12 protein-coding genes are annotated in these 12514 nt (G+C 62.2%); all 12 read right to left on the bottom strand.

The window, feature by feature from the left end; translation table 11 throughout:
• Positions 1-37 precede the first annotated feature (37 nt).
• Positions 38-1087 carry a dihydropteroate synthase gene (gene folP / locus AC1DWZ_RS22195; RefSeq protein WP_477171133.1) on the bottom strand — a complete coding sequence of 350 codons (1050 nt, stop codon included), beginning with the start codon at positions 1085-1087 and terminating at the stop codon, positions 38-40.
• A gap of 78 nt (positions 1088-1165) precedes the next feature.
• The gene (gene ftsH, locus AC1DWZ_RS22190) at positions 1166-3103 is read right to left on the bottom strand and encodes an ATP-dependent zinc metalloprotease FtsH (protein WP_477171132.1); all 1938 of its coding nucleotides are present in this window, start codon (positions 3101-3103) and stop codon (positions 1166-1168) included.
• A 93-nt stretch (positions 3104-3196) separates the two neighbouring features.
• The gene (gene tilS, locus AC1DWZ_RS22185; protein ID WP_477171246.1) at positions 3197-4501 is read right to left on the bottom strand and encodes a tRNA lysidine(34) synthetase TilS; all 1305 of its coding nucleotides are present in this window, start codon (positions 4499-4501) and stop codon (positions 3197-3199) included.
• Positions 4502-4532: 31 nt separating this feature from the next.
• Positions 4533-5510, bottom strand: coding sequence for a tol-pal system protein YbgF (ybgF, locus tag AC1DWZ_RS22180; RefSeq protein WP_477171131.1), 978 nt, complete (start codon positions 5508-5510; stop codon positions 4533-4535).
• A 219-nt stretch (positions 5511-5729) separates the two neighbouring features.
• Positions 5730-6257 carry a peptidoglycan-associated lipoprotein Pal gene (gene pal, locus AC1DWZ_RS22175; RefSeq protein ID WP_477171130.1) on the bottom strand — a complete coding sequence of 176 codons (528 nt, stop codon included), beginning with the start codon at positions 6255-6257 and terminating at the stop codon, positions 5730-5732.
• Positions 6258-6444: 187 nt separating this feature from the next.
• Positions 6445-6948 carry a peptidoglycan-associated lipoprotein Pal gene (gene pal, locus AC1DWZ_RS22170; protein ID WP_477171129.1) on the bottom strand — a complete coding sequence of 168 codons (504 nt, stop codon included), beginning with the start codon at positions 6946-6948 and terminating at the stop codon, positions 6445-6447.
• Positions 6949-7103: 155 nt separating this feature from the next.
• On the bottom strand, positions 7104-8453 hold the full coding sequence (tolB, locus tag AC1DWZ_RS22165) for a Tol-Pal system beta propeller repeat protein TolB (protein ID WP_477171128.1): 1350 nt from the start codon (positions 8451-8453) through the stop codon (positions 7104-7106).
• Positions 8454-8660: 207 nt separating this feature from the next.
• Positions 8661-9581 (bottom strand): hypothetical protein, encoded by a 921-nt coding sequence (locus AC1DWZ_RS22160; protein ID WP_477171127.1) that lies wholly within the window; start codon positions 9579-9581, stop codon positions 8661-8663.
• 1 nt (position 9582) lies between these two features.
• On the bottom strand, positions 9583-10056 hold the full coding sequence (locus AC1DWZ_RS22155; protein WP_477171126.1) for an ExbD/TolR family protein: 474 nt from the start codon (positions 10054-10056) through the stop codon (positions 9583-9585).
• Positions 10056-10847: a protein TolQ gene (gene tolQ, locus AC1DWZ_RS22150; RefSeq protein WP_477171125.1), complete on the bottom strand. Its 792-nt coding sequence runs from the start codon at positions 10845-10847 to the stop codon at positions 10056-10058. The genes AC1DWZ_RS22155 and tolQ overlap by 1 nt, the downstream gene beginning before the upstream one ends.
• A 9-nt stretch (positions 10848-10856) precedes the next feature.
• A complete protein-coding gene (ybgC, locus tag AC1DWZ_RS22145) occupies positions 10857-11306 on the bottom strand; it encodes a tol-pal system-associated acyl-CoA thioesterase (protein ID WP_477171124.1) in 450 nt (149 codons plus the stop codon).
• Positions 11307-11442: 136 nt separating this feature from the next.
• A complete protein-coding gene (gene ruvB / locus AC1DWZ_RS22140) occupies positions 11443-12477 on the bottom strand; it encodes a Holliday junction branch migration DNA helicase RuvB (RefSeq protein ID WP_477171245.1) in 1035 nt (344 codons plus the stop codon).
• Positions 12478-12514: the final 37 nt, after the last annotated feature.

The raw sequence follows: 12514 nt of genomic DNA, 5'->3' as shown, positions 1-12514 counted from the left end.
CAGGAATAGCGTCACTTTACTGCCTCCGGCGCCCATATCAAACAGGCCCTGTGCCGGCGTTCCGCAGGGCTTCAATCATGGCCCTGGCCTGGAAAGTTTCGGGGACATCATGAACACGGACGATCTGCACCCCCTGGCCCAGCCCAAGGGCGGCAATGGCAACCGATCCGGCCATCCGCCCCTTGGGCACCTCGCCCCGCGACAGACGGCCGATGAAGCTCTTCCGCGACACACCCAAGGTCAGCGGACAGCCGAAACTGTGAAAGGCCGTCAACTCACCCAGGATCAGCAAATTATGCGGATCCTTCTTGCCAAAGCCGATGCCGGGATCGAGCGAAATGCGGGCGCGGTCGACACCAAGCGACGCGAGCTTCGCCAGGCGCGCCGCGAAATAGTCGATAAGATCCAACGTCGCATCGGCATAGACCGGGTTGGCCTGCATGGTCTGCGGTTCGCCCAGCATATGCATCAGCACGATGGCAGCGCCCGACTTGGCTGCCACGACCTCGCTGTCTGCGTCGCCTGTCAGCGCCGTTACGTCGTTGATGATGCGCGCACCGGCCGCCACAGCCGCCGCCATGACCCGTGCATGGCGCGTATCCACCGAGACGCAGAGACCTTTCTCTGCCAGGGCACGGATCACTGGTACGACACGGCGCAGCTCCTCCTCGACCGAGACGGGGGCCGAGCCGGGCCGGGTCGATTCACCACCGATATCGAGAATGTCGGCGCCCGCTTCAGCCAAGGCGATGCCACGCGCGACGGCGGCTTCGCTGTCGGCATAATCGCCACCATCCGAGAAGCTGTCAGGCGTCACATTGACGATGCCCATGATCAAGGATCGTTGCAGGTCAAAACCTGCCCAAGGCTGACATGGCGCTGTGAAAGCAGACACGAGGGACGTTGGTACGTCCTGCAACGCCATCGGCCGGCGCACACCGGCACCATCGGCGGCCCGTGTGACCAGTTCCGCCGCGGCAAATGCAACCGGTCCGCCAGCCAACGGCAATGCGGTACCGGCGGCGACCGCGCGGCTGGCGGCTGGCCCATCGAGCAAGGCAGTGGGAATGAGATAGGTCCCCAACATCAACTTCCCCCAGATACCAGAAGCCCCGCTGAACGAGCGGGGCTTCGGAACATACGATCTTAAAACCAGCGCCCCGGATCAGGACCCCGGCTGCGGCTTTGGCTCGAAGCCCGGATGACCAATGGCACCTCCACTGGTAGGGATCGAGGAACGCGGCTTGGCGGTTGCCGTTGCGCTGCCGCCATGGCCCGTATCCTGACGGATGCGTTCGCCATTCAGCAGGGCTCGGACTTCCTCGCCGGTCAGCGTCTCGAATTCGACCAACGCCTTGGCAACCGTATGCAGGCCGTCCAGATAGCGGGTCAGCAACTCGCGCGCCTTCTGCTCGCCGGTTTCGACGATGCGGCGGACCTCCTGGTCGATCATCTTCATCGTTTCACCGGACATGCTCTTGCGCTGCTGGCCCATCGAGTAGCCCAGGAACACTTCCTGCTCGCCTTCCGAATACCGCAGCGGCCCAAGCTTTTCGCTCATGCCGAACTCGGTCACCATGCGGCGCGCCATTTCGGTTGCCTGCAGGATGTCGTTGGAGGCACCGGAATTGAGATGCTCCTCGCCATAGATCAGCTGCTCGGCAATGCGGCCACCGAAGCAGATGGCGATGCGGCTCTCCATCCAGGTCTTCGAGATGCTGTAGCGATCCTTTTCCGGCAGCGACATGGTGAGCCCCAGCGCACGACCGCGCGGGATGATTGTCACCTTGTGGAGCGGATCGGCCTCCGGCACTTCCAGATTGATGATCGCGTGACCGGCTTCGTGATAGGCCGTCGCCAGCTTTTCTTCCGGCGTCATGACCATGGAGCGGCGCTCGCTGCCCATCATGACGCGGTCCTTGGCCTGTTCAAAATCGGCCATGGTGACGACGCGTTTGCCGAAACGGGCGGCCATCAAAGCGGCCTCGTTGACGAGGTTCGCAAGGTCGGCGCCGGAGAAACCAGGGGTCCCGCGGGCGATGACGCGTGAGTCCACATCTGGACCCAGCGGCACCTTGCGCATATGCACCTTCAGGATCTGGTCGCGGCCATTGATGTCCGGGTTCGGCACTGTGATCTGACGGTCGAAACGACCCGGGCGCAGCAAGGCAGGGTCGAGCACGTCCGGACGGTTGGTCGCGGCGATGATGATGACACCTTCATTGGCATCAAAACCGTCCATCTCGACCAGCATCTGGTTCAAGGTCTGCTCGCGCTCGTCATTGCCGCCACCAAGACCGGCGCCACGATGACGACCGACTGCATCGATTTCGTCGATGAAGATGATGCAAGGCGCGTTCTTCTTGCCCTGTTCGAACATGTCGCGCACACGGCTCGCACCAACGCCGACAAACATTTCGACGAAGTCGGAACCCGAGATGGTGAAGAACGGCACATTGGCTTCACCGGCGATGGCGCGGGCGAGCAATGTCTTACCGGTACCCGGAGGGCCAACCAGCAAGCAGCCTTTGGGGATCTTGCCGCCCAAGCGCTGGAACTTCTGCGGGTCCTTCAGGAATTCGACGATTTCTTCGAGTTCGCCTTTGGCTTCCTCAATGCCAGCGACGTCGTCAAAGGTGACGCGGCCGGTACGTTCGGTCAGCAACTTGGCGCGCGACTTGCCAAAACCCATGGCCTTGCCGCCCTGCCCCTGCATCTGGCGCATGAAGAAGATCCAGATGCCGACGATGATCAGCAGCGGCGCCCAGTTGATGAGGAGCGCCATCAGCGGGCTCATCCCATCATCCTGCGGGGCAGCGGTGATCTTGACCCCCTTGGCAGCCAGCATCTCGACCAGCTTCGGGTCTTCCGGCGCATAGGTCGAGAAAGCCTGCATATCGTTGTAGTGGCCACTCACCTCCGGACCGCGAATGGTGACGTCGGCAATCTGGCCGTCATTCACCTTGGCGAGGAATTCCGAATAGGCGACCTGGGTCTGTGCGGTGCGCGAGGAAGCGTCGCCAAACATGTGGAACAGGACGACCAGCAATAAGCCGATCGCCACCCAGATCATCAGGTTTTTACCCCAATTCACAATCTTCATCCCTCACTAGGTCTCAAGGCCGGTTTTGGGGCCGGGGCTGGAACTGGTCCAAGCTCTGATCCCGGTTGGAAAAACCCGACGCTTCTTCAGTACTTAAATAGTGTGCGGCCACCCATGCGCAACTGTAAAGCCGCTTGATGTCGCTGAATAATACGGTCGGAAGCAGAAATGGGCGCGTGATCCCTGTCCATATGGGTCAAAACCGAGCAGCGGCACGGCGATGAGACGACCTGTCGCATCCCTGAGCGCCGGGAGTGCAGCCCGCGCCGCTGCCGGAATATCCCTATCTTTCAACCGGAAGCGACCGCTTTGTCCGATTTCCGCCACCCCTGCCTCTGTCAGGGCCCCGATCCGGATCGGATCTGCCCCTGCCGTCACGGTCACAGCCCAACGCCGATCCCAGATGAGTGCGGCTGGCCCGGAAACCAGCTTTTCCTCGGTGATGGCGGCGGCTTCACGGCAGATCAGCCCCTGCCCGCGCCAAATCCCGATCAAGGTCCCGCCCAGGCTGTGCAGCGGCGCCCCCGCAAGCAGACCCTCGATTGTCCGGTTCAGGGCAGCTTTGGCGGGCAAATAGTCGAGGCCGCCCACCATCGCCACCAATTGCCCCAGAGCCCGGCGCAGCAACGCCGGATCTTTCTGGCGCCACGGCGCCAGATCGACCAGGGCAAAGCCGGCCCTGTGAATGCTGACCGATCGGACCAAGAGGCCAGCAATCGCTGCCTCCTGCGCCGCGCGGGCGTTACCCCAGGCAAGGATGTCACCGGCGTCCGGCAGCGGCCCTTCCGAACCCTGCCGCCAGCGGATGCGCTCAAAGCGCTGCTGACGGTTGCTGGGATCGTCGATCCACGCCTGCCCGCGCGCGCGCAGAAAATCCCTCAGCACTTCGCCCCGAACCGGCAACAGCGGGCGAAGCAGCCGCACGCCTTGGCGGGCGGTGATCAGGCTCATGCCTGCCGAACCAGCATCTTCCGTCGCATCGCGGGCACGACGCATGGCGACGGTTTCGCGCTGATCGTCCTGTTGATGCGCAACGGCAAGATGCAACACGTCATTGTCGCGGCACCATGCGGTGAGGAGATCATAACGCGCCTGGCGTGCCGCAGCCTGGATGCCCGTCTGTGGCTTGGGCGCCGACCAGGTCAGAATGCGGTGATCAATACCCGCTTGCGCAGCCCATTGCGCGACACGCATCGCTTCCGCTGCAGAGTCCGGGCGCAAATCATGGTCGACGGTGAGCGCGGTGAGCTTGCCGCCGCGGGCAGCGATCCACTCGGCCAGCAGCAGCATCAGGGCCAAGCTGTCCGGGCCACCTGAGACGCCAACCGCCAGATGCGGCCGCGTCTCGAACGGCCCACAAGCCATCATCAGCCCGTCGACATCGACGGGGCCGATCACGCTCAACGATGGATGGGATCTATCCCCAAGCTTAAGAGCACTTATAGCGCTGCTTGGCGCGCGCCGCGCGATCCTTGATCGCCTGCGAGGCGTCCGGGAACTGCTTGTCCAACTGACGGAAGGCCGTGCAGGCATCGGGATTGCGGCCGGTCTGCCCCAACGACATGCCGAGCTTCAGCAGATTATCCGCGGCCTTCGAGCTCTTTGGATATTTCTGATAGCCCTCGGCAAAGGCGACCGCGGCATTCTTGAAATCGCTGCGGACGTAATAGGTTTCGCCCAGCCAATATTGCGCGTTGCCGGCCAGCGGATCCTTGGGGTGCTCGCTGACGAAGGATTTGAGAGCGATCTCGGCTTCGGGATAGGCACCACGCTGCAGGAGGCCAGTCGCATATTCATATTGCTGCTGCGGCGTGTCGCCGGGCAGCACCACCGACGCCGCAGCACCAGCTGCCGCCTGATCGGCTGCATTGGCGGGAGCCTGCGGTAGGTTCTGCATCTGGTCGCTCGACAGCGTGCCGAGGACGCCAGGCTGTGTCGGCTGCGGCGGGGCCCCCGGATCGGCTGGTGCTTGAGCAGGTGCCGCAGTCGAGGCCGTCGCAGCACTATCCGCCGGCATGGCGCCCGTGTCAGCGCCGGCCATCGGCATGGTGCCGCTGGTCTTCTTCTCCAGCTCACCCAAACGGAATTCGGTGTCTTTCTGTGCCCGATCGAACTTGTCTGCGAGGTCGTTGATCTTCAGTTCCAGCTGCTCGATCTGGCCGGTGAGTTGGCTCATCTGCTGATCGTATTGCTGGAAGCGCACTTCATTCTGCGCCGCCACCGTGCCACCACCGGCCACGGCTCCGCCGCCCTTGGGCATCTGGTTTTCCAGATAGGTGACCTGCTGCTTCAACTGCTGCAGTTCGGCGCGCAAATCGTCGACCTCATCGGCCTGGGCGGCGGCAAGTGGCGCAAACGCCAACATGCCGGCAAAGGCAGCAAGTTTCACGTGTCGGGCAAATCTCACTCGGGTCATCCTCATCGCTCTCGTTCCCGCGGCGCCGTGAACATACCCATGCTCGGCACCAATCCGGGCGGAATTATGGCGCGTCCAGCGGTCCCCGGACACAAAATTGCGAGCAGACAATGCCAAAGGGACTCGGTGAAAAGCAAGCCTGGGCAATCGCTTGCCCAGGCTTCATGCCGCCAAAATGGTCCCAAAAATGGTCCCCGGGCCAGCTATTTGTCAGGGATTCAACGCTGTGGTGCCACGACGGTTCCCCTGCCAGCAGGCCTCATCGGCCTCGCCGCAGAGCGGCTTTTCCTTGCCGAAGGAGATGGTCCGCAGCCGGCCGGCATCGACCCCCAGAGCCACAAGATAGGCGCGCACGCTTTCGGCCCGCCGCTCCCCCAAGGCGAGGTTGTATTCCCGGGTCCCGCGCTCATCGGCATGGCCCTGGATGGTGGCCGTGCGCACCGGGTTCTGGATCAGCCATTGCGCCTGACGCTGCAGAATGGTCTGCGCTTCCGCTGCCAGATCATGGGCATCCGTGGCAAACAGCACCGTGTCGCCAACCTGCGTGCGGAAAATCTCGTCCGGGCTCAGCGGTTGGCTGTCGATCCCACCGGTACCCGTCGGCGCCAGATTGCTCGCCTGCGTGGAATTGGATATGGGCGGCGCCGTGTCGGAGGATGAAGTCCCGCAGGCAGAAAGACCGAGCATCGCTAGCCCGGCCATCGTCAAGCGCCACATGGTGGCACTGGTTCGTAACATTGGAGTCCCCTCTTTAGGTTGAAAAACATCAACAGAGGTAAACTCGGCGGCAAGTGGGGCGGGATTGCGGCGGAATTCGCGCAAGACGGAGAATTTGCCGCTCACGCTCGAGACCGCAAACAAAAACGCCGGCCCGGATTTCTCCAGGCCGGCGCTGATGACGCCAGTTATCTGCGGTTAAGCGAGATTACTGGTTGATGGCGCTGACGCCACGGCGGTTCTGCGACCAGCAGGACTCATCCGATTCGGTGCAGAGCGGACGCTCTTTGCCGTAGGAGATGACGCTCAAGCGGGCCTTGTCGACGCCGAGGGCGACGAGGTAGTTGGCAACCGAGTTCGCACGACGCTCGCCGAGGGCAAGGTTGTACTCACGGGTGCCGCGCTCGTCGGCATGACCTTCGACGGTCAGGGTCCGGGCCTGGTACTGCTGGAGCCAGGCAGCCTGACGCTGCAGCTGGCTCTGAGCGTCCGAGCTCAGGCTGTAGCTGTCGAGGTCGAAGTAAACGGTGTTACCAACGTTCTGGTTGAAGTCCTCGGGCGAACCCGGAACTGCCGCACCGGCAACACCGGTGTCGGTCGTGGCCGTCTGGCTACCGGCGCCGGCGCCGCCGGCGTCGTTCACCGGCACATCCGACGAACAGGCTGCCAGGAGAGCGGCCGCAGCCAAGGCCGACAAGATCGAAAGACGCATTTTTAGTTTCCTCTTTTATCCGTTCTTGGCCCGTGCATTTCCCCCGTCCAACCCCCGACTGTGGATCGTCGAACTGCCCGATGCCGTAAATTCCGCGCTGAATCAAGGTATTCCGGGGCCGAATTGACCCTAGAATCGAGGCGGAACATAGATCATTATTGATTCCCAAGCAAGGGCGACCACGCAGGATCTGAGCCGTCCAGTGGTGTTTTCATGACACGCTCATTGTACCCGGTGAGATCGATGCTATGGAGCTGTGTCTTGCCACTCGGTTCCTGCTTGAAATAGGCCAAAACACGGCCATTCGGTGCCCAGGTCGGGCCTTCCACAAGCCAGCCCTGCGAGAGCATCCGCTCGCCCGAACCATCGGGACGCATCACACCCACGTAAAAGGTGCCCTGATACATGCGGGTAAACGCAATAAGATCGCCACGCGGGGACCAGACCGGGGTGCCATAGCGCCCCTGCCCCTTGCTGATTCGGCGCGGGCCGGACCCGTCGGCACCCATGATATAGATCTGCTGGGTGCCGCCGCGGTCGCTTTCAAACGTGATCTGCGATCCGTCCGGGGCGTAGCTGGCACCCGTGTCGATGCCCGGCGTGTTGGTAATACGCTGTGTGCGGCGGGTGCGGATATCCATCACATAGATATCCGTATTGCCATTCTGCGCCATGCTCATGATGACCTTGGAGCCATCCGGCGAGAAGCGCGGCGCAAAGGTCATGCCTGGGAAATCGCCCAGCACTTCCTGCTGGCCGCTGTCGATGTTGAACAGATAGACGCGCGGATTGTTGCCGTAATAGGACATGTAGGTGATGTCCTGGGCTGCCGGCGAGAAGCGCGGTGTCAGCACCAGCGACTTGCCATCGGTCAGATTCTTATGGTTCTCGCCATCCTGGTCCATGATGGCGAGGCGCTTGATACGGTTCGATTTCGGGCCGCTTTCCGACACATAGACGATACGCGTGTCGAAATAGCCTTCTTCGCCAGTGATGCGCTTATAGATGTCGTCAGCCAGAAGATGCGCGGCACGGCGCAGATTCTGCGTCGTCACCGTATAGCCCATGCCGGTCGTCTGCCCTGGATCGATGCCCATTTCGGCCTGGCCGAACACATCATAGAGGCGCGCCGTGACATAGATGGATCCGTTGGCTTGCGTTTGCGCTGCACCAGAGACCAGCGCCTGCGCGTTGATCAGGCGCCAATCGGCATAGCGCGGTCCCTGCTGCAGCGATGCCGGGTCCTGGATGAACGCCTTCTTGTCGATCGGCGCGAAGAGGCCGGAGCGTTCAAGGTCGGCTGCCACGATCTCGGAAATCTGCTTGCCGATCTGCTGGTCGTTGGGCGACCCGCCGGCAAAGTCCGGCACGGCGATCGGCATCGGCACAGGTGCAGCACCCGGCTTGATGATAATCGTCGGTTCCGCAGATGCGGCGAACGGAGCCGCCACTACCACGAGCATGATCGCGGCGCCGCGGACAAAATGCCTTAAACTTTGCATCATCGATTGTGCCTCATGTCTTTCGAATAAATGCCGGCGTCCGTGTTTGCAGACGCAAGGCCAACTTAACAGTCCCAAACGATTCTTGCCGCGCGACGCGCTCATTTGCCAATTTCTAGCGCGAATCAGCCTATTTGACATCTGACAAACACGCGACGGCCCCTTTGGTTCACAAAGATCTGTTCTGACGCCTGCCGTTAACCGCCCCAGTTAGCCACCATTGGCATATTGCGGATCGCAGCCGAAGCGAATGACCGGCGGCAGTGGCTTGCCCGACGGCGACACGACCTGTTTGGTAATAAAGAAGGCCCGGCGGCAGGATTCCGCCACCATGCGGTATTTCGGATCGCCCATGCGATTCTGATCCAGGAACTCGACCGTCAGGACGTTTCCGCTGCCGTCAAACGTGACGCGCAGGAACGCCATATACTGCGAGGGATCCGGCAGCGCACCCACGTCAACCTGCCAATTCTTGCCGATCTGCTGACCAATGCCGTCGGCATCGGAAGCGCTCATGGCGACCTCGGACAGCAGCGGCGTCTGCGGTCCCTCAGTCGGCTCGGCTGGCTCCGGGGTCGCGTTCTTCTTGGGCTTCTCCGGCGTTGGCTCTGCGGCCTGTTCATTGAGAACGCTGGCCAGCAGGCTGTCGAGCTCATTGGTGTCCTTCTTGGTCGGCTTCTTTTTCTTCTCTTCGGTCTTTTTCTTCGGCTTTTCCTCGGGCTTCTTTTCGACCGGCTTTTCCTCGACCTTCTTCTCTTCCGCCGGCTTGGTCTTGTCAGGAATGACGACAGCCACTTCCTCCGTCGCCTCTGGCGGAGGCGCGGCGGCTGGCTTCGGATTCTCTTTGACGGCCGCCGGCTTGGTTTCCTTTTTCGGCTGCTCGACCTTTTGCACCGGCTTCGGTTTCTCGACGGGCTTGTCGGAAGCCTTGTCGACCTTGGGTGCCGCCGTAATGTCGGAAATCATCGCAGCCTTCAGTCCCATCGGCTGCTCGATGATTTCATCCTCAAACAGATGCGGCACACCGAACCAGGCGAACAGGAACAGCGCCACGTGAAAAATCACGGACGCAACTAAGCCTCTATTGAGTTCCGGTTCGAACCCGAGCTTTTCGGTCAGAAAGTTCATCACGCTAATTGGACTTCTTCTTCGCAGGTTCGCCTGACGCCTTGGTATCGGTCACAATGCCGACCTTATTGAAACCATTAGCCTGCAATTCCGCCAAAACTTGGGCGATGCCGTCCCAATTTGCCGTCGCATCGCCACGAACGTAAATGATGGTATCCGGCTTGTTGGCGGTGATGGCCTTGAGGCGCGGGCCTACTTCCTCGATCGCGATCTGGGTTTCCTGCAGGAACACGGCATTGTCGCTCCTGACCGTCACGACCAGCGGTTCGTCCGGGTTGGACATGACTTCGGCGCTCGTCTTGGGTAGCTCGACCTCGACACCGACGGTCAGCAGCGGCGCCGTCACCATGAAGATGATGAGCAGCACCAGCATGACGTCGACCATCGGCGTCACATTGATATCGGCCATCGGCGCGAACTTCCGGCGCCGCGAATGCCCGCGCGACGGATGGCCCCCGGCGCCGAGCTTGACGGCCATTAGTGCTTCTCCTCGAGCTGACGCGACAGGATCGCGCCGAACTCGCCGGCAAAGGCTTCCAGGCGGTTGCCATAGCGGTTGATGTCGCCGGAAAGCTTGTTATAGGCCAGCACCGCGGGAATGGCGGCGACAAGGCCCAGGGCCGTGGCAAACAAGGCTTCGGCGATACCCGGCGCCACGACTGCCAGCGTCGTGTTCTTCGAGCCGGCGATGGCGGCGAAGCTGTTCATGATGCCCCAGACCGTGCCGAAGAGGCCGATGAAGGGGGCAGCCGAACCGACCGACGCCAGGTAACCCATATAGCGTTCGATCTGGTCCATCTCGCGGCCGAGCGTGATGTTCATGACGCGCTCGATGCGGTCCTGCAGGCTTTCGCGGAGATGCTCGGAGGCGAGCAGCCCTTTGGCGGCCGACCGGCGCCATTCGCGCATGGCGGCCACGAAGATCGACGACATCGGATCGGCCGGGCGGTTCGAGATCCGGTCATAGAGCTCTTCCAGCGAGCCACCGGACCAGAATGCTTCCTCGAACTGGCGGGCCTGTTCCCGGAGACGGCGGATGCGGATGATCTTGTCGAAAATGATCGCCCAGCTCCAGATCGATGCCATGAGCAGGAAGATCATGACGCCTTTGACGATCCAGTCGGCCTGCAGGAACAAGGTCCAGACTGACAGATCATGGGACGCGGCACCGGGCACGGCGGTAACCGCCTGTACGGCACCTTGTCCGGCCTCAAGGGCGCCGCCCTCAACGGTCGGAACGGGTACGGCTGGTGGTGTTTGCGGATCCATGGCTCTTCTTCACTTCTTCTTCAAGATGGTTGTATCGGGGGAAAGCAGTCGGCGCAGATCGGCCGGCAGGCGCACCGGCCTTCCGTCGCGCCCTACGCAGGCAATCGTGACAGTGACGCGGCACAGCTCTTCGGCATTGCGCCGGATGATCTGATCGAGGTCGACGGTGGCAGCACCCAGGCCCGTGACGCTGGTGGTCACATCCAGCATGTCATCCAGTTTTGCCGGCCGCAGATAGTCCGCCGTGACACGGCGCACCGCCAGCATGATGCCGTCGCCCATCATCATCGCCGTATGGTGAAATCCCGCCTCGCGCAGCATCTCGGTCCGGGCGCGCTCGGCGAATTTCAAATAGTTGGCGTAATAGACGATGCCGCCCGCATCCGTGTCTTCGTAATAGACGCGGATCGGGTGATGGTGCACCGGCGACGCGTTGGCGTTCAAGGCGGTGAGAGTCATCGCTGATACCCCCCTCCCCGGCCCTCCCCCTCAAGGGGGGAGGGAGAAGAGAAGTAAGGTGTTTCGACACGCTCGTTCGAGTCCTCTCCCCCCTTGAGGGGGAGAGCTAGAGAGGGGGGTAGCAACTGAAGAATGCTCACAGCTCATCCTCGCCGATCGGAGTCTCGAGGAGATCGGCCTGGGCTGCATGCGAACTCGGCGTCAGCCCAAGATGTTTGAAGCCATTCAGCGTCAGCATGCGACCGCGCGGTGTCCGCTGCAGCAACCCTTGCTGGATGAGATAGGGCTCGATCGCATCCTCGATCGTGTCGCGTTGCTCGGACAAGGCAGCTGCCATCGTCTCCACACCCACCGGCCCGCCATCGTAATTCTCGGCGATGCAGATGAGGTAGCGGCGGTCCATGGCGTCGAGGCCGATCTGGTCGACCTCCAGCCGGGTCAGCGCCGCGTCGGCAAGCTTCGCATCCACGCGGCCGACCTTGGCAACGGCAGCGAAGTCCCGCACGCGGCGCAGCAACCGGCCGGCAACACGCGGCGTCCCGCGCGCACGGCGCGCGATCTCCATGGCGCCGCTGTCGGCAAGATCGAGGCCCAGCACCCGCGCACCGCGGCGGACGATCAGTTCCAACTCGGCATGGGTATAGAAATTGAGCCGCAGCGGAATGCCGAAACGCTCGCGCAGCGGGGTCGTGATCATGCCGAGCCGTGTGGTGGCACCGACCAGCGTGAATTTCGGCAGGTCAATCCTGACCGAGCGTGCCGCCGGTCCTTCACCGATGATGAGGTCGAGCTGGAAATCCTCCATCGCCGGATAGAGAATCTCTTCGACAGCCGGCGACAGGCGGTGAATCTCGTCAATGAACAGAACGTCGCGCGGCTGCAGATTGGTGAGCAGGGCCGCAAGGTCCCCTGCCCGCGCGATGACAGGTCCGGATGTCGCCCGGAAGCCGACACCCAACTCACGCGCCACGATCTGCGACAAGGTCGTCTTGCCAAGACCCGGCGGACCATAGAACAGCGCATGATCGAGGGCTTCGCCACGCGACTTTGCGGCTTCAATGAAGATGCCCAGGTTTTCGCGCAGCTTCTGCTGGCCGATGAATTCGGTGAGGGCCAGCGGCCGCAGGCTCTGCTCACCCTGGTCTTCCGGCGCCTGATGCGGCGCCACCATGCGGGCGTCACCCTCGGCAGTCTTTGGCTCGATGGAG

The organism is Dongia sp. P2_B8 (assembly GCF_056404715.1).
Note: the sequence above shows the minus strand (reverse complement) of the source record. Positions and strands in the feature narration are given on the sequence as shown.

What these genes read in the sequence shown, in the direction of transcription:
- folP (WP_477171133.1), bottom strand. Translation starts at nt 1,087, where the DNA reads ATGTTGGGGACCTATCTCATTCCCACTGCCTTGCTCGATGGGCCAGCC.
- ftsH (WP_477171132.1), bottom strand. Translation starts at nt 3,103, where the DNA reads ATGAAGATTGTGAATTGGGGTAAAAACCTGATGATCTGGGTGGCGATC.
- pal (WP_477171130.1), bottom strand. Translation starts at nt 6,257, where the DNA reads ATGTTACGAACCAGTGCCACCATGTGGCGCTTGACGATGGCCGGGCTA.
- pal (WP_477171129.1), bottom strand. Translation starts at nt 6,948, where the DNA reads ATGCGTCTTTCGATCTTGTCGGCCTTGGCTGCGGCCGCTCTCCTGGCA.
- tolB (WP_477171128.1), bottom strand. Translation starts at nt 8,453, where the DNA reads ATGATGCAAAGTTTAAGGCATTTTGTCCGCGGCGCCGCGATCATGCTC.
- AC1DWZ_RS22155 (WP_477171126.1), bottom strand. Translation starts at nt 10,056, where the DNA reads ATGGCCGTCAAGCTCGGCGCCGGGGGCCATCCGTCGCGCGGGCATTCG.
- tolQ (WP_477171125.1), bottom strand. Translation starts at nt 10,847, where the DNA reads ATGGATCCGCAAACACCACCAGCCGTACCCGTTCCGACCGTTGAGGGC.
- ybgC (WP_477171124.1), bottom strand. Translation starts at nt 11,306, where the DNA reads ATGACTCTCACCGCCTTGAACGCCAACGCGTCGCCGGTGCACCATCAC.
- ruvB (WP_477171245.1), bottom strand. Translation starts at nt 12,477, where the DNA reads ATGGTGGCGCCGCATCAGGCGCCGGAAGACCAGGGTGAGCAGAGCCTG.